Source organism: Natrinema versiforme JCM 10478, from assembly GCF_000337195.1.
Taxonomy (GTDB): domain Archaea; phylum Halobacteriota; class Halobacteria; order Halobacteriales; family Natrialbaceae; genus Natrinema; species Natrinema versiforme.
Genome location: NZ_AOID01000005.1, coordinates 185,733 through 202,480 on the forward strand (window position 1 = coordinate 185,733; position 16,748 = coordinate 202,480).

Annotated in this window: 12 protein-coding genes; 6 read left to right on the forward strand and 6 right to left on the reverse strand. The window is 65.6% G+C overall.

The window, feature by feature from the left end:
- Positions 1-41: 41 nt before the first annotated feature.
- Genes C489_RS01800 through C489_RS01820 form a run of 5 tightly spaced genes read right to left on the reverse strand, consistent with a single transcriptional unit; the run spans position 42 to position 4,995 of the window.
- Positions 42-809, reverse strand: coding sequence for an ABC transporter ATP-binding protein (locus C489_RS01800; protein ID WP_006429398.1), 768 nt, complete (start codon positions 807-809; stop codon positions 42-44).
- Positions 806-1,579 (reverse strand): ABC transporter ATP-binding protein, encoded by a 774-nt coding sequence (locus C489_RS01805; protein WP_006429399.1) that lies wholly within the window; start codon positions 1,577-1,579, stop codon positions 806-808. The genes C489_RS01800 and C489_RS01805 overlap by 4 nt, the downstream gene beginning before the upstream one ends.
- Position 1,580: 1 nt before the next feature.
- Complete coding sequence (locus C489_RS01810; RefSeq protein ID WP_006429400.1) at positions 1,581-2,723, reverse strand: branched-chain amino acid ABC transporter permease; 1,143 nt, start codon at positions 2,721-2,723, stop codon at positions 1,581-1,583.
- A complete protein-coding gene (locus C489_RS01815) occupies positions 2,720-3,640 on the reverse strand; it encodes a branched-chain amino acid ABC transporter permease (RefSeq protein ID WP_006429401.1) in 921 nt (306 codons plus the stop codon). Before C489_RS01815 ends, C489_RS01810 begins: the two co-directional genes overlap by 4 nt.
- Before the next feature lie 26 nt (positions 3,641-3,666).
- Complete coding sequence (locus C489_RS01820; RefSeq protein WP_006429402.1) at positions 3,667-4,995, reverse strand: ABC transporter substrate-binding protein; 1,329 nt, start codon at positions 4,993-4,995, stop codon at positions 3,667-3,669.
- A gap of 190 nt (positions 4,996-5,185) precedes the next feature.
- Between C489_RS01820 and C489_RS01825 the strand changes: the two genes are divergently transcribed.
- From C489_RS01825 to C489_RS01845, 5 genes are all read left to right on the forward strand, one after another.
- A complete protein-coding gene (locus tag C489_RS01825) occupies positions 5,186-8,218 on the forward strand; it encodes a PAS domain-containing sensor histidine kinase (RefSeq protein ID WP_006429403.1) in 3,033 nt (1,010 codons plus the stop codon).
- Positions 8,219-8,322: 104 nt separating this feature from the next.
- Positions 8,323-8,637, forward strand: coding sequence for a DUF7518 family protein (locus tag C489_RS01830; RefSeq protein ID WP_006429404.1), 315 nt, complete (start codon positions 8,323-8,325; stop codon positions 8,635-8,637).
- An 87-nt stretch (positions 8,638-8,724) separates the two neighbouring features.
- Complete coding sequence (smc, locus tag C489_RS01835) at positions 8,725-12,297, forward strand: chromosome segregation protein SMC (RefSeq protein WP_006429405.1); 3,573 nt, start codon at positions 8,725-8,727, stop codon at positions 12,295-12,297.
- Positions 12,290-13,459, forward strand: a complete 1,170-nt coding sequence (locus C489_RS01840) for a segregation and condensation protein A (protein WP_049890495.1) — start codon at positions 12,290-12,292, stop codon at positions 13,457-13,459. Before smc ends, C489_RS01840 begins: the two co-directional genes overlap by 8 nt.
- A gap of 133 nt (positions 13,460-13,592) precedes the next feature.
- Positions 13,593-14,258, forward strand: a complete 666-nt coding sequence (locus tag C489_RS01845; protein WP_006429407.1) for a hypothetical protein — start codon at positions 13,593-13,595, stop codon at positions 14,256-14,258.
- On the opposite strand, the gene mtnP is transcribed toward C489_RS01845, so the two are convergent.
- Positions 14,259-15,116, reverse strand: coding sequence for an S-methyl-5'-thioadenosine phosphorylase (mtnP, locus tag C489_RS01850; RefSeq protein WP_006429408.1), 858 nt, complete (start codon positions 15,114-15,116; stop codon positions 14,259-14,261). It lies immediately after the preceding gene.
- 156 nt (positions 15,117-15,272) lie between these two features.
- Between mtnP and C489_RS01855 the strand changes: the two genes are divergently transcribed.
- The gene (locus C489_RS01855) at positions 15,273-16,718 is read left to right on the forward strand and encodes an MATE family efflux transporter (RefSeq protein WP_006429409.1); all 1,446 of its coding nucleotides are present in this window, start codon (positions 15,273-15,275) and stop codon (positions 16,716-16,718) included.
- Positions 16,719-16,748 lie beyond the last annotated feature (30 nt).

Here is a 16,748-nt window from a genome sequence, read left to right on the forward strand (position 1 = left end):
GCACTGCGAGCGGTCGAACGGAAACGCGGCGCAGCGACGCCTTACTCCCCGCCGCCCTGCATCAGCAGCTGGATCTCCTCGTCGGAAGAGAGGGCCTCGGGGTCGCCGCTATCGACGATCTCGCCGCGTTCGATCACGTACATTCGGTCGACGATCTCCGGGACGTGGCTCGCGTTCGATTCAGCGATCAACACCGAGATGTCCCGATCGATGATCTCGCGGATGTAGGACTTGACGTTCTCGACGACGACCGGAGCCAACCCCTCGAGCGGTTCGTCGAGGATGAGCAGGTCCGGACGGAGCGCGAGCGCTCGGCCGATCGCGGTCATCTTTCCCTGCCCGCCGCTCAAGTTCTGCACTTCGGCGTCACGCCGCCCCTCGAGTTCCTCGAAGAGATCGAAGACGTCCTCGACCACGGCGTCCTCATCCTCGATGCCGCGTGCCTCCCCGGCGGTCCAGATCGGGAGCCGGAAGTTCTCCTCGACGGTCATCCCGGTAAAGAGGTCGCGGCTCTCCGGCTGGTAGCCGATCCCCCGCTTGGGGATCAGTTCGGGCCGCATCTCGAGGAGTTCCTCGCCGCGCAGCCTGATCGACCCGTTCGCGACCGGCGTCAGACCCATGATCGACCGGAACGTCGACGTTTTTCCAGCACCGTTGCGGCCGACGAGCGCGACGGCTTCGCCCTCGTTGATTTCGAGGTCGATGCCGTGAGTGACCTCGAACCCCTCGACGGTCGCCGTGAGGTTCGAAACCTCGAGCAGTGGGTCGGACCCGCGTCCGGTATCGGAGCCGGGACCGAGGGTGCTCATTCGTTCACCCCCAGCAGGACGCGCCGGAGTTCCGAGTCGGTCTCGAGCAGCGAAGGATCGCCCTCACGGAAGACCGCCCCCTCGTGGAGGACCACGAGGCGGTCGGCGTACTCCTTGACGAGGTCCATATCGTGTTCGATCGTCACGGTCGTTACCCCGTCGGCCTCGCTGGCCTCGACGATGGTCTCGATGACGTACTCCTTTTCACGGGTCGCGACGCCGGCCGTCGGTTCGTCGAGCAGCAGGTAGGTCGGATCGAGCCCGAACGACATCGCTACGTCAAGCAGTTTGCGGTCCCCGTGTGGCAGCGTCTCGGCCACCTCGTCTTGGACATCGGTCAGGCGGAACCGCTCGAGCAGCCCGTCGATTTCGGTCTCGACTTCCTCGTGGCTGTCGTCGACCGATCGCATGCTCAGCGTCTTGTCGTAGCGCGAGAGGACCGCGACGCGGAGGTTCTCGCGGACCGTCATCTCCTCGAAGACGTGGACGATCTGGAAGCTCCTGACGAGCCCCCGTCTGACCCGCTCTTCGGGGGCCATCCCGGTGATGTCGTCTTCGACGGGAGCGCCGTTCTCTTCGCCGTGGACGACGACCGACCCCTGATCCGGCTCGAGGAGCCCGGTCAACAGGTTGATCAGCGTCGTCTTGCCGGCCCCGTTGGGGCCGACGATGAACACCATCTCGCCGTCGGTCTTCCCGAACTCCAGCGAGACGTCGTCCGTGGCGCGCAGTTCGCCGAACTCCTTGCGTAGGTCTCGTGCTTCGAGCATCTCAGTTTACCCCGAAAACGATGATTCGAACGGTGGTTACGGCGCGACTCACGCCCCGACGGAGCGACGACCCGACCGTCGCAACGTCCTCGCGGAGCAGGCCGGGATCGCTCCGTCGTCGCGCCAGCCCGGTGCCGATCTTCGGGATCGACCCCAGGATTCCCTCCGGCAGGAAGAGGACGACCGCGATCAGTACCAGCCCGGTCAGGGCGTTGTAGTACTCCACGTAGAACGGCGCCTGAATCAGCAGGTAGACGAGGACGACGCCGCCGATCACCGGGCCGACGAGCGTCCCGAACCCGCCGAGGATCGCCATGAACAGGATCTCGCCGGATACGAACGCGTAGAGGGTCGGCTCCGGACTCACGTGTAACTGCAGGAGCGCGAACAGCCCGCCGGCGAGTCCGCCGTAGACGCCCGAGATCGCGAACGCGATCCACACGTACTTCTCGACGGGGATCCCGACGAATCTGGCCCGCGTTCGGTCCTGTCCGATCGCGTCCAGCGCCCGGCCGAACGGCGAATTGACGAGCTTCCACATCGCCAGCAGCGAGACGACGAGGACGACGACCGTGAAGTAGTACAGGATCAGGTCGTACCCCGACGACGTCCACTGCAGACCGAACAGCGTCGGCGGATTCAGCCCGTCGGGACGGACGCTGAGCCCGTCGCTGTAGTTGAAGTAGCCGCTCTGCAGGACGAACGCGTACAGGACCTGGTTGAACGCGAGCGTCAGCAGCGCGAAGTAGATGTCGAGGTAGCCGGCGACGAAGTAGCCGATCAGGACCGCGATCGCCGTCGACGCCAGGACGCTCCCGACCAGCAACAGGAGGCCGCTCGAGACGTCGAAGTGCGACGCGAGGACGGCAGCGCCGTAGGCCCCGACGCCGAAGAACGCCGCGTGGCCGAACGAGACGAGTTCGGTGTGGCGCAACAACAGGTTCAGGCCGACCGCCGCGAGGCCGAACAGGATCCCGCGGTGGATCGCCTGAAACGAGAGGCTGGTCAGTCGCGTGATATCGGGGACCGCAAAGAGCACCACGAGTCCGAGGACCGCGAGGACCGACTGGCTCTTCGTCAGCTCCATCCCCTCCGAGAGCCGCACGCGGGTCTGGCCATCCCGTTCGACGAGGAAGCGACTCATTGGATCTCACCCCACGTTCCGTAGAGGCCCTCGGGCCTGACGAGCAAGACGAGCACCATCAGGAGGAAGGGCACGGCCAGCTCGAGTTGCGGGTAGTACGGCGTCACGACGCGACTCGAGACGCCGACCAAGAGCGCGCCGACGAAGGCTCCCTTCAGGCTCCCGAGCCCGCCGATGACGATCACGACGAAGGAGAGCACCAGCCAGCTGAGTCCCATGCCGAGAGACGCGCTGCTCGGGCCGATGCTGACCATCGCGCCGCCGAAACCGGCGAAGAACGCGCCGATGGCGAACACGAGCGTGAACATGCGGTCCGTGCTGACGCCGATCGCCGTCGACATCTCCCGGTTGATCGCGGTCGCTCGCACGATACGGCCGGTCTTCGTCCGATCGAAGAACCAGGCGAGCCAGGCGAACACCGCGACGCCGATCAGGATGACGAGCACGTTGTACGACGGATAGCTGAACCCGACCAGCTCGGTCGTCGGAATCTCGTTGATGGCGCTGAAGACGCCCACGTCGACCGGGGACGGCCCCCAGACGAACTTCATCACGTCCGTGAGGACCAGCAAGAGCCCGTAGGTCAACAGGAGCTGGTAGACCTCGTCCCGGTCGTAGATCGGTCTGATGAACGCCGCCTCGAGCGCGCCGCCGACCGGCAGTAACACGGCGGCGGCCGCGAGCGACCCGGCGAGGACGACGAGTCCGAAGACGATCGTCGTCGCGGGGCCGGTCGGGGCGGCGACCTGCCCGGCGACGAAGCCGACGATACTGAACGCACAGAACGCCCCCAGCGCGTACAGTTCCCCGTGCGCGAGGTTGAGGATCCCGAGGACGCCGAAGATGATCGTCATCCCCGACGCGATCATGAACAGGATCGAGCCGTAGTAGAGTCCGTTGAGTACGTGTTCGAGCATGATTACTGAATCCCATCACACACGCGTCACCAGCTCCCGATCCAGTCGGCGGAGGTCTCGCCGGGCGGCGGCGACACGTTCTTCGCGGCGAAGACGTTCACATCCGAAAGCGCCGCGGCGTCGTGGTCGTCCGACCACGTCAGTTCGCCGAAGTGTGCGTTGGAGTAGCCCTGATGGTCCGCGCCGATGGTGTGGTAGCCCGCCGGTGTGAAGAAGCCGTGATTCTCGAGGACCGTCGCGAGTTCCTCCTGTTCTGGCCAGCGGCCGAGGAGACTGACGGCCTTCTCGGCGGCCGTGGCCCACGCCGTCACCGCGCCGTAGCCGCTCATGAAGTGGGCCGTCGGAACGACGCCGTACTCGTCTTCCACCTCGGAGACGAGGTCGGCGGCCGGGCTCCACTGGTCGGTCGACGGCTCCCCCCAGTAGAAGTTGCGCGATCCGGAGTAGATCGGTCCGTCGACGAGGTCTTCGCTCAGGTCGTTGGCCGAGCCGTAGAGGACCGGCCCGACCAGCAGGTCGACGGCGTCGAACATGCCGTTGGCGTGGCCCTGCTCGAGCAACAGCGTCGCGTCGCCGCCCCAGCAACTCGAGAAGACGACGTCGGGGGCCTCCCCGTTGACCTCGGTGATGTGGGTGGACATGTCGCCGGTCCCCAGATCCGGGAAGCCGCTGTAGACTTCTTCCGCGCCGGTGAGCGCCTCGATCCCCCGCGAGAACAGGTCCATCTCGTCCTGTCCGAACGCGTAGTTGGGGTTGATCCCGGCGTACGTGTCGATCGAGTCCGCACCGAGGACTTCGACCGCTTGCATGACGGCCGCAAGCGCCTCCATGACGTCGTGGTTCTGGAACCGGAACGAGTAGGTCACGTCCGGGAAGTCCTCCTCGTAGAGGGTCGTCACCGTCCCGTCCGTGGAGACGTTAATGACCTCCTGTGCCTCGATCTCGGGGACCATTTCCGCGTGCCCGCTGCTCGAGATCGGGCCGAAGGTGACGTCTTTCCCCTCGTCGACGAACTGCTGGTAGTTCGTGAGGTACGCGCCGCCTTCCTCGACGACGTCGAGGTTCATCTCGCGACCGGCGATCCCGCCGTTTTCATTGATGCGCCGGACAGCGGTCTCCGCACCGTACTGGGCCTGGACGCCGAGTACCGACGGCGCACCCTCGGTGAACGTCTGGAGCCCCGACTCGATCGGTTCGTCCGGTACGTCCGCGTCCGCGAGCGAGTCCTCCCCGTCCTCGAGCAGTTCCGTACACCCCGCCAGTGCGACCGCGAGCGCCGAGCCGCCGACGGTCTTCAGGAGCGTTCGTCGATCGATGCCGCCAGAGTCAGCCGCTGTGGTTGGTCCAGTCGTCATAGCTGATATGCACCGCGTGCCTGTCGCGCCATATATATGAGACTCGCTACCAATCCAAATAGGAGAACGTAAACATGTTAACAGCGACCCCGATTCCGGGTCCGTCGCCGATCGAAGCGCCGTCGCGTCGTCGTCGCGCTCGGCTCGAGACGGCGAGCGTTTTTTCCCCGTCTACGGCGTTCGGAATACCATGAGTACTCGAGCGGGCGCGAACGACGGGGCATTCTGGGGCGATGCCGCCGACGATGTCGCGCTCCACCGCTATCGGACCCTGATCAACACGATCGACGACGGGATCTACCAGCTCGATGCCGACGGCTGCTTCGTCGCGGTCAACGACGTGATCCTCGAGGAGACCGGCTACGAGCGCGAGGAACTGCTCGACGAGCACGTCTCGGTCCTCCTCGACGACGCCGACACCGCCCGCATCGAACGCGAAGTCGCGAGCCAGATCGCCGCTCGAGACGGCGAGATCGCCACCTTCGAGTTGGCCATTCGGACCGCCGACGGCGACGCGCTCCCCTGCGAACTGCGCGTCAACTTGCTGATCGAGGACGACGAGTTTCGGGGCACTATCGGCGTCGCTCGCGACCGCTCCGAGGAGCAACGGCGGCAAGAGACGCTCGCATCGGCGGTGGCGTCGTACGAATCGGTCACGAGCATCATCGACACGGCCGATATCGGCGTCTGCGTCCTCGACGAGGACGAAACGATCTCGTGGGTCGACGAGACCATCGAACAGTACTTCGGCCTCGATCGAGCATCGCTCATCGGCCGGAACAACCGCACCGTCATCGAAGACACGCTCGGAGACCAGATCGCCGCCCCCGATTCGTTCGCGGAGACGCTCATCTCGTCGTACGACGAGCACCGGTATATCGACCGCCTCGAGTGTCGCGTCACTGCGGGCGAGGACCGCGAGGAGCGGTGGCTCACCTATCAGAGCAAGCCGATCGAATCCGGCGAGTTCGCCGGCGGACGGGTCGAGTTCTACTACGAGATCACCGACCAGAAGCGGTCCGAAGCGGACTTACAGGAGAACGAAGCGGAGTTCCAGTCGCTGGTCGACGCCGTCGAGGAGTACGCGATCTTCCGGCTTGACACGGACGGTCGCGTCATCAGTTGGAACAAGGGCGCACGGAAGCTCAAGGGCTACGACCGCGAGGAGATCGTCGGCGAACACTTCTCGACGTTCTACACCGAGAGCGATCGAGCGGCGAACGTCCCCGAGCGAAACCTCGAGGCCGCGACCGAGACCGGGTCCGTCGAGGACGAAGGCTGGCGGGTCCGCGAGGACGGCACGCGATTCTGGGCGAACGTGACGATCACGGCGATCCGGGACGACGACGGCACGCTGCAGGGCTACCTGAAGGTGACCCGTGATATGACCGACCGCCGGAAGCGCGAGCAGGAACTCGAGAGCGAACTCCAGCGCATTCTCGGCCGGATCTCGGATGCCTTCTACGCGGTCGACGACGAGTTTCGATTCACCCACGTCAACGACCGTGCCGCGGAACTCCTCCAGCGCTCCGAGGAGGAACTCCTCGGCGAGCGGCTCTGGGACGTGTTCCCCGATCTCCACGAGATCGACGAGGTCTGGGACGCCTTCCATACGGCCCTCGAAACGCAGGAGCCGACCAGCTACGAACTCTACTACGACACGCTCGATTTCCGGGTCGAGGCGAACCTCTATCCCTCCGAGACCGGCATCTCGGTGTACTTCCGCGACATCACTGAGCGCCGGGAGCGCCAGCGGGAACTCGAGCGGACCGAGCGCCGCTTCGAAGCCATCTTCGAGGACCCGAACATCCTCGTCGGCTTACTCGAGCCCGACGGGACGGTCTTAGACATCAACGGAACCGCGATGGAGTACGTCGATGCCGACCTCGCGGACGTGACCGGCGAGCCGTTCTGGGAGACGCCGTGGTGGGGCGAGGGCGAGGACGTTCGGGCCGCGGTCAAGGAGTGGACCGAACGGGCGGCGGCCGGCGAGTACGTCGAGTTCGAGACCGATCTCACCCGGCCGGACGGCGACCAGTACACGCTCAACGGCGTCTTCAGGCCGGTCACGAACGAGGAGGGCGACGTCGTCTCGATCTTCGTCTCTGACCGCGACATCACGGCGCGGAAGCGACGGGAACGCGAACTCGAGGAGTCCGAACAGCGCTACCGGACCCTCGCCGAGCACTTCCCGAACGGGATCGTCACCCTGTTCGATCACGACCTCGAGTACACGCTCGTCGCGGGCCAAGGCTTCGAGAAGATCCCGGTCGAGCCGACCGATCTCGAGGGCGAACACTTCAGCGACGCTTGGCCCGCCGAGATCAGCGAGGCGCTCGAGCCGGCGCTCCGAGGCGCACTCGAGGGCGAGCAAGGGGAGGTCGAGGTCGAGTACGCCGGCCGGGAGTGGGCCATCTACGCGGTCCCGATCACCGATACCCGCGGCGATGTCTTCGCCGGGGTGACGATGGCCCACGACATCACCGAGCGCAAGGAGTACCAGCGCAAACTCGAGGAGACGATCGCCCGGCTCGAGGAGTCGAACAAGCGCTTAGAGCAGTTCGCCTACGCTGCCTCCCACGACCTCCAAGAGCCCCTGCGGATGGTCTCGAGTTACCTCCAACTGATCGAGAGCCGCTACGCCGACGCGCTCGACGCGGACGGCGAGGAGTTCCTCGAGTTCGCCGTCGAGGGCGCAGAGCGAATGCGGAACATGATCGATGGCCTGCTCGAATACTCCCGGATCGAGACACAGGGGGACCCGCTCGAGCCAACCGATCTCGATTCGGTCCTCGAGAGCGTGCTGACGGATCTGCAACTTCGGATCGAGGAGAGCGGTGCCGAGATCGAGACGGCGGCCCTACCCCGCGTCGAGGGTGACGCGAATCAGTTGCGGCAGGTGTTCCAAAACCTGCTGTCGAACGCGATCGAGTACAGCGGCGAGGAACCGCCGCGGATTTCGGTCGATGCCCGTCGGCGGGGCGGAGAGTGGGTAATCTCGGTCCGCGACGAGGGCATCGGGATCGATTCCGACGATCGGGACCGCGTCTTCGAGGTCTTCCAGCGCCTGCACAGCCGCGGGAAGTACGCCGGCACCGGGATCGGGCTGGCGCTGTGCCAGCGGATCGTCGAACGCCACGGCGGGGAGATCTGGGTCGAGTCCGAACCCGGCGAGGGCGCGACGTTCTCGTTTACGCTCCCCGCGGCGGAGTCCGCGAAGTAAAGGGCTCCCGTCACGGCTCGCTGGCCGCGTACCGCACGCCAATTGTAATATAAATTATAGTCGTCTGACGTACGTTTATGTGGCCAGGCGGATCCCTAGCTGATATGTCGAACAACCGCGTCGAGACGCTCGAATCGACGGTTGCGGAACTCGAGTCGACGGTAGAAGGGCTGACGGACGAACTCATCGAGGCCAAAGAGCGAATCCGCGTCCTCGAGGCCGAACTCGATGCCGACACGCCGACGCGCGTGCCCGAACGACGGAACGAGGAAACCGGAACGACGGCGGACACCGGCGACGAAACGCCTGAGGCCGAACCCGACGATGTCGCGGAAGCGGCGGCCGACGCCGAGACGGAGACGGAATCGACCGACGACGAAGCGGAAGACTCAGGTAGCGACGACATCATTGTCGCATAACTGCGGCCGTCGCTGTGGGTGGGTAGCGCAGACGCGGTCCTCGCCCGCTCCGACGGCCGGTTGCGGTACGGAGGTCTCGCAAGAAGAATGTATATCAAGGCGATCGTCCTCGACAATTTCAAGAGCTTCGGCCGAAAGACGAAGATCCCGTTCTACGAGGATTTCACCGTCGTCACGGGCCCGAACGGCTCCGGGAAATCGAACATCATCGACGCCGTCCTCTTCGCGCTCGGACTGGCCCGCACCCGCGGGATCCGCGCCGAAAAACTGACCGACCTGATCTACAACCCCGGTCACGAGGACGGCGGCGACTCGAGCGGGCCCCGCGAAGCGACCGTCGAGGTCATTCTGGATAACTCCGAGGGCACCCTCGAGCGCTCGCAAGTCGTCAACGCCGCGGGCAGCGACGACGTCGGCGACGTCGACGAGATTCGCATCCGTCGCCGGGTCAAGGAGACCGAGGACAACTACTACTCCTACTACTATCTCAACGACCGCTCGGTCAACCTCTCGGACATCCAGGACCTGCTCGCACAGGCCGGAATTACGCCCGAAGGGTACAACGTCGTCATGCAGGGCGACGTGACCGAGATCATCAACATGACTCCCCACGCCCGCCGGGAGATCATCGACGAGATCGCGGGCGTCGCGGAGTTCGACGCGAAGAAAGAAGACGCGTTCGGCGAACTCGAGACGGTCCAGGAACGGATCGACGAGGCCGAACTCCGTATCGAGGAGAAACGCGACCGCCTCGACCAACTCGCGGACGAACGGCGGGAGGCCATGCGCTACCGCCGGCTCCGCCGCGAGAAGGAGGAGTACGAGGGCTACCGGAAGGCCAGCGAACTCGAGGAGAAACGCGACGAACTCGCATCCGTCGAGAGCGAGGTCGACGACCTCGAAGCCGAACTCCAGGATCTGCAGCGCGAACTCGACGAGCGCGAAGGCGCGGTCGTCCGACTCCAAGAGGACCTCGAGGACTTAAACGCCGAAATCGAGCGCAAGGGCGAGGACGAACAGCTCCGGATCAAAAGCGAGATCGAGGAGATCAAAGGCGACATCTCGCGGCTCGAGGACAAGATCGAGGCCAGCGAGGAACAGATCGAGGACGCCGAGTCCGAACGCCGGGAGGCGTTCGTCCAGATCGACCGCAAGCAGGAGACGATCGACGACCTCGCCGACGAGATGCGCGAGCACAAACTTGAGAAGGCCTCGATCAAGAGCGAGATCCAAGAACGCGAGGCCGAACGCGACGACCTCGAGGCCGAGATCGAGGCCGTCGACACCGAGTTCGACGAACTCAAGGCAGATCTCGCCGAGCGCAAAGACGAGTTAGAGGCGGCTAAAACCGAGAGGAACGACCTCCAGCGCGAGCAGGACCGCCTGCTCGACGAGGCCCGGCGGCGGTCGAACAACATCAGCGAGAAAGAGCAGACGATCGAGGACAAACGCGAGGCGATCCCCGAAATCGAGAGCCAACGGGGCGACTTAGAGCGCGAACTCGAGAAGGCCGAGCGAAACCGTGCGAACATCGCTGAGGTCGTCGACGACCTGAAAGGCGAGAAGCGACGGCTCCAATCCGATGTCGACGAGTTGGACGACGAGATTCAGGCCAAACAGCAGGAGTACGCCGAACTCGAGGCAAACGCCGGCGAGAGCGGCGACTCCTCGTTCGGCCGTGCGGTGACGACGATCCTCAATTCGGGAATCGACGGCGTCCACGGCGCGGTCGCCCAACTGGGGACCGTCCCCGGCGAGTACGCCGTGGCCTGCGAGACCGCCGCGGGCGGCCGGCTCGCGAACGTCGTCGTCGACGACGACGTCATCGGCCAGCAGTGTATCGAGCATCTGAAGTCCCGAAACGCGGGCCGAGCGACGTTCCTGCCGCTGACGGATATGAGCCAGCGCCGGCTGCCGTCGGCTCCGAGTGATCCGGGAATCGTCGACTTCGCGTACAACCTCGTCGACTTCGACAGCGAGTACGCGGGGGTCTTCTCCTACGTCCTCGGGGACACGCTGGTCGTCGAGGACATCGAGACCGCCCGCTCGTACATGGGCGACTACCGGATGGTCACCCTCGACGGCGACTTAGTCGAGAAAAGCGGCGCGATGACCGGCGGCTCTGGCGGCGGCTCCCGGTACTCCTTTACCGGCGGCGGCGAGGGCCAACTCGAGCGCGTCGCGACACAGATCACGGAGCTCCAGGAGGAGCGCGAGTCCCTCCGCGAGGACCTGCGCGGCGTCGAGGAGCGCCTCGACGACGCCCGCGACCGCAAGAGCGACGCGGCCGACGAGGTCCGTTCGATCGAATCCGAACTCGAGGGGCTCGACGAGAAGCGCGACGATGTCGAGAGTGAGATCGAAACGCTCGAGGCCGACCTCGAGGAGCTCCGCGAGGAACGCGAGTCCGTCGACGAGCGGATGAACGAGATCTCCGCGGAGATCGAGGCGAAGACCGCGGCGGTCGAGGAACTCGAGGCCGATATCGCGGACCTCGAGAGCGAACTCGCAGACTCGAAGATCCCCGAGCTAACGGACCAGATCGAAGAACTCGAGGCCGAGATCGACGAGCGCGAGGACCGCATTCAGGAACTCGACAACGAACTCAACGAACTGAGCCTCGAGAAGGAGTACGCCGAGGACGCCATCGAGGACCTCCACGATGACATCGAGGCTGCCCAGAACCGCACGGCAGAACACGAGGAGCGGATCGAGGACTACGAGGAGGAAATCGCCGGCAAGCGCGAGGAACTCGACGAGAAGCGGGCCGCCGTCGAGGAGCTAGAGGAAGAGCTCACGGAGCTGAAAGCCGAGCGCAGCGACCTCAAAGAGGAGCTCTCCGAGGCCCGGACGAAACGCGATCAGCAGCAAGACCGGGTCAACGCCGTCGAGAGCAAACTCGAGGACGCAAGCGAGCGGGCGAGCAGCTTGGAGTGGGAAATCGAGTCCCTCGAATCGGAAGTCGGGGACTACGACCCCGAGGACGTGCCGGACCACGACACCGTCCTCGAGCTGATCGAACACCTGCAGGCGGACATGGAGGCCATGGAGCCGGTGAACATGCTCGCGATCGACGAGTACGACGAGGTCCGCAGCGATCTCGACGACCTCGAGGAGGGGCGGGCGACGCTGGTCGAGGAAGCGGAGGGGATCCGCGACCGCATCGAGCAGTACGAGACCCAGAAGAAGCAGACGTTCATGGACGCCTACGACGCGATCGCCGCCCACTTCACCGAGATCTTCGAGAAGCTCTCGGAGGGGACCGGGACCCTCCACCTCGAGAACGAGGCGGATCCGTTCGACGGCGGGCTGACGATGAAGGCCCAGCCGGGCGACAAGCCGATCCAGCGGCTGGACGCGATGTCCGGCGGCGAGAAGTCGCTGACCGCGCTGGCGTTTATTTTCGCGATCCAGCGGCACAACCCGGCTCCCTTCTACGCGCTCGACGAGGTCGACGCCTTCCTCGACGCGGTCAACGCCGAGCGGATCGGCGAGATGGTCGAGGAGCTCTCCGACAAGGCCCAGTTCGTCGTCGTCTCCCACCGCTCGGCGATGCTCGACCGCTCCGAGCGGGCGATCGGCGTGACGATGCAACAGGACAACGTGAGCGCGGTGACCGGGATCGATCTGAGTAGTGGGGAGGTTCCTGCTGATGACTAGCGAGGGTTCCAAGGAGCCGAAGGCGACGCAGGAACCCTCGAGAATGCGAACGGGGAGCGAAGCGACCCGTGAGCGGAGCGACCCGCGAGACAACAGTGGGGGCAGGCCAGCGGCCCGCAAGCAGACGGGTGACCCGCTTGGCGACGGCGAACAGAGCGAACTACGAGCCGACGGCGGCGAGGAAATCCCGCTGAACATCACCGGACACGAGGACCGCGAGCCGCCGGGCGAATCTCCCTCGAGCCCCGAGACGGCCTCGAGCACCGACGACCCCGCCGGCGAGGACGAGGGTGACTCGGTCCTCGAGTTCACGGATGTCGAGACGGCCTCGGACGGGGACGGGGACGAGGAAGAGAAAGTCGAACCCGTCGAACTGCTCGTCCAACTGGCGAAAGACGGCGAGATCGAGCCGTGGGACATCGACATCGTCGCGGTCACCGACAAGTTCCTCGAGGCGATCGAGGACGTCGACCTGCGGACGTCGGGCCGGGCGCTGTTCTACGCAAGCGTCCTCCTGCGGATGAAAAGCGACGAACTGTTCGCGACCGACGACCCCGACGAGGAGGAACTACCGCCGTGGGAAGCGCCCTTCGCCGACGACGGGCCGATGGACCCCGAGGACGAGGAGCGGGACTACCCACCCGGCTTCGATCCCGTCGAGAACCTCGAGGAGGAGATGGAACGTCGCCTCGAGCGCAAACACGCCCGCGGGAAGCCGGAGACGCTGGACGAACTGGTCCGGGAGCTGCGGACCGCCGAGCGCGACACGTGGTGGAAGGAGTCCCGAAGTTACGATACGAGCGACTCGCCGAAGGGGTACGACCGCGGTGTGCAGGAGCTGAACTACCACTCCGGCGACGACTTCCGGGTCGACGACGAGCCGACCAGCGACGACGTTACCCACACGACCCACGAGGAGGACATCGAGTCCGTCATCGACGATGTCGAAGCGGAACTCGAAACCAACTACGAGGCGGGCCGCGACGAGGTGCTGTACGCCGAAATCGACGATGTCGGCGGCACGCGGGTGATGACTTATCTCGCCTTGCTCTTCTTGGCCCACCGCGGTCGAGTCACCCTCGAGCAGGACGAACTGTTCGGCGATCTCTGGATCGAAGACGCTACGGTGGCGTCGGACGCGAGCGAAGCGGTCGCTGAGTGAGTACCTCCTATCGTCAGGACCACTCCACAGACTCGAGCGGGCCGTTTATTCTGCGACAAAATAGGGCGGTTCCGGACCCGCTCGACTCGAGCGCCCACAAGCGTTTAGCCCGCACCGGCGAAACGTCGGGTCGATGACGAGGCCGGACGATGTCCTCTTTCGCACCCGGATCGAGACGTTCGCGCTGATCCGGCGGTGCCTGCCGATCGCACTCTTCGCGGGAGCGCTGGTCGGGCCGATCACCGTCACTGACCCGACGACCGGCGTGTGGCTCTCGGTGCTGGGCGTCTCGCTCGTGCTGATCGGCCTCCACGTCGTGAGTCGCCTGCCGCTGTATCCGGCCCATACGTTCGGGATCGAATACCGGTTCGAGGAGGAGCCGTTCGAGACCGACCGCCGACGGTGCGTTCGCTGCGAGACGCTTGTGACATCGGGCACCCACCGCCGCTACGCCAAGCAGCTCGTCGTCCTCGGCGTGCCGCTGCACACCCTCGAGTGGGGGCACAACGACTTCTGTGCGGACTGTATCGGGCTCGCCGAGGGCGTCGGCTCGAGCCCCGAGGCCGACCGAGCCGCGGGGCCGGACCCGACGCCGACCCAGTCGACGGTCCCGAACCGGGAGCGGAGTCGAGGTCGGGACAGGGATCGGAATCAGACCCAAAACCGAAACCGCGGACCGACAGCGCCGTCGGCCGCCACGAGGCACGTCGACCCCAGCGCCGGTCGCCTCGAGTCCGCCCGCCGCGTCGACCGGAGCGACGAGACGACCGCGCTGGAACTCAGACGCGCGTTCGAGTAACTAGTCGAGGTAGTCGCCGGCGAGGAGATCGACGCGTTCGAGGGTGTCCTCGGGAATCGCCTCCTGTGGCGTGTTGATCGTGCCCTCGAGGGCGTTCCAGGCCTCGCTGTGGAAGTCCTCGGGCATCGTTCGCACGGCGTGTTCGACGATCGCGTTGATCGCCTCACGGTTGGCCGCGGCGTTCTCGAGGACTTCGTCCAAGGTGACCTCGTTGTCGTCCTTCCAGACGTCGTAGTCGGTGACCCCGGCGACGGTGGCGTAGCTCAGTTCGGCCTCGCGGGCGAGTTTGGCCTCCGGGATGGCGGTCATGCCGACGATGTCCCAGCCCTGATCGCGGTAGAACTCGCTCTCAGCGCGGGTGGAGTACTGTGGGCCCTCGATACAGACGTAGGTGCCGCCCTCCTCTGTTTTCGTGTCGTCGGTCGCCTCCTCGGCCGCGGTCGCGAGGTGGGAGGCTAAGGCGGGGCAGTAGGGATCGGCGAAGCCCATGTGGACGACCATGCCGTCGCCGAAGAAGGACGGCGAGCGGTGTTTCGTACGGTCGAAGATCTGGTCGGGGACGACCAGCGTTCGCGGTGGCAGATCCTCACGCAGGCTCCCGACCGCGTTGGTTGCGATGACTCGATCGACGCCGACCGATTTGAGCGCGTAGATGTTCGCGCGGTAGGCCGCGTCGGTCGGCGGATGCTGGTGGTCCGCACCGTGGCGCGGGAGGAACGCGACCTCCTTTCCGTGGAGTTCGCCGAGCGTAACCGCCTCGCTGGGTTCGCCGTAGGGCGTCGATACCGCTTTTTTACGGGTGTTCTCGAGTGGCAGTGCGTCGTAGATACCGCTGCCGCCGATAACGCCGATCGTCATGCACGGACGTCTGTCGAGCAGCACCCTAAACGCGCGGATATCGGTCGGCTCTGCAGTGCGGATGGCTACCGCCGACCCCCGTTGTGCGGTTCGAACCGGTGGCCGTCGCTATCATGGGTCACGAGCACCCAAGTACCGTCGCGCCCACTGTCGGGTATGACGGACGACGAGGCGTCGGAGGGCAGCCTCACCGACGGTCCCCTCGTCCGGCCGATGATTCGGCTGGCGTGGCCGCTGATCGTCATTCAGCTGTTACAGGTCGCCTACAACGTCGGCGACACCTTCTGGCTCGGCGCGCTCTCGCCCGACGCGGTCGGCGCGGTGAGCCTCGCCTTTCCGCTGTTGTTCCTGCTGATCGCGATCGGCGGCGGCTTCACGACTGCCGGTGCGATCCTGATCGCCCAACACACCGGCGCGAAGAGCGGCGACGCGGGGCTGATCGCCGGCCAAACGCTTTCGTTCGTCTCGCTGGTCGCGATCGGACTGAGCGCCCTCGGCTTCGTCGCGACCGAACCGATGCTCGCCGTCTTGCCCGCCGATGCCGAAACCCAGGCCGCGATTATCCCCCTCGCCGCCGCGTATCTGCGGGTGTTCTTCCTCGGACTCCCCTTCCTCTTCGGCTTCTTCGTCTTCGTCGCGCTCATGCGCGGCTACGGCAGCACGCGAACACCGATGCGCGTGATGCTCGTCAGTGTCGTCATCAACGTCGCGATCGATCCGCTGCTCATCTTCGGTGTCGGCCCCCTCCCCCGGCTCGAGGTGCAGGGAGCCGCCGTCGCGACGCTCATCTCTCGGGGGATCGCGACGGCGATCGGTTTTTATCTGCTGTACTACACTGACGTCGGTCCCGACATCCAGCCTTCGCACCTCCGGCCGCGACGCGAGTACGTCGCGAAGATCACGCGATTGGGCGTGCCGACGGCGCTCGAGCAGTCGATGACCGCGCTGGCGCTGGTCGCGATGACGGCGATGGTCGTGACCTTCCCGCCGGCGGTGGTCGCGGCCTACGGGCTGGGGAATCGGCTGATCTCGCTCGCGTTCCTGCCCGCGCTGGGGATGGGGCAGGCGACGGACACGATCGTCGGCCAAAATCTGGGAGCGGGCGAACCCGCCCGGGCGGCGAGGGCGGTCCAGCTCGCGGCGGGTGTGATCGGCGCGGTCATGATCGCGGCGGGGGGACTCGTCGCCCTCTTTCCGGAGCCGTTCGTCTCGGTGTTCGTCACCGCCGACGCCGCGGGGAAGCAGGCGACGATCGACTACGGCGTGACCTACCTCCGATTCGCCGCGATCGGCTTCGCTTTCATGGGTGTGTTACAGGTGGTACAGGGGGCGTTCCGCGGTGCTGGGAACACGAAGACGGCGCTTGCCTTCGCCGTACTCGGGCTGTGGATCGTCCGCGTCCCCGTCACCTACTACCTGATCTTCGTCGCCGACTGGGGTCCCACCGGTATCTGGACGGGCGTCGTAATCGGAGACATCGTCGGCGCGGTCGCCGCCGTCGCGTGGTTCAGCCGCGGTACGTGGACGGGCGCGCTCGTCGACGAGGGCGAGGCGGGTTCAGAGACGACCGACTCGAGCGACACCGACTCCGTCGCGGAGTAACGTCATCGACTCGAGCCGATACACGGGATG

What these genes read in the sequence shown, in the direction of transcription:
- C489_RS01800 (WP_006429398.1), bottom strand. Translation starts at nt 809, where the DNA reads ATGAGCACCCTCGGTCCCGGCTCCGATACCGGACGCGGGTCCGACCCA.
- C489_RS01805 (WP_006429399.1), bottom strand. Translation starts at nt 1,579, where the DNA reads ATGCTCGAAGCACGAGACCTACGCAAGGAGTTCGGCGAACTGCGCGCC.
- C489_RS01810 (WP_006429400.1), bottom strand. Translation starts at nt 2,723, where the DNA reads ATGAGTCGCTTCCTCGTCGAACGGGATGGCCAGACCCGCGTGCGGCTC.
- C489_RS01815 (WP_006429401.1), bottom strand. Translation starts at nt 3,640, where the DNA reads ATGCTCGAACACGTACTCAACGGACTCTACTACGGCTCGATCCTGTTC.
- C489_RS01820 (WP_006429402.1), bottom strand. Translation starts at nt 4,995, where the DNA reads ATGACGACTGGACCAACCACAGCGGCTGACTCTGGCGGCATCGATCGA.
- C489_RS01825 (WP_006429403.1), top strand. Translation starts at nt 5,186, where the DNA reads ATGAGTACTCGAGCGGGCGCGAACGACGGGGCATTCTGGGGCGATGCC.
- C489_RS01830 (WP_006429404.1), top strand. Translation starts at nt 8,323, where the DNA reads ATGTCGAACAACCGCGTCGAGACGCTCGAATCGACGGTTGCGGAACTC.
- smc (WP_006429405.1), top strand. Translation starts at nt 8,725, where the DNA reads ATGTATATCAAGGCGATCGTCCTCGACAATTTCAAGAGCTTCGGCCGA.
- C489_RS01840 (WP_049890495.1), top strand. Translation starts at nt 12,290, where the DNA reads ATGACTAGCGAGGGTTCCAAGGAGCCGAAGGCGACGCAGGAACCCTCG.
- C489_RS01845 (WP_006429407.1), top strand. Translation starts at nt 13,593, where the DNA reads ATGACGAGGCCGGACGATGTCCTCTTTCGCACCCGGATCGAGACGTTC.
- mtnP (WP_006429408.1), bottom strand. Translation starts at nt 15,116, where the DNA reads ATGACGATCGGCGTTATCGGCGGCAGCGGTATCTACGACGCACTGCCA.
- C489_RS01855 (WP_006429409.1), top strand. Translation starts at nt 15,273, where the DNA reads ATGACGGACGACGAGGCGTCGGAGGGCAGCCTCACCGACGGTCCCCTC.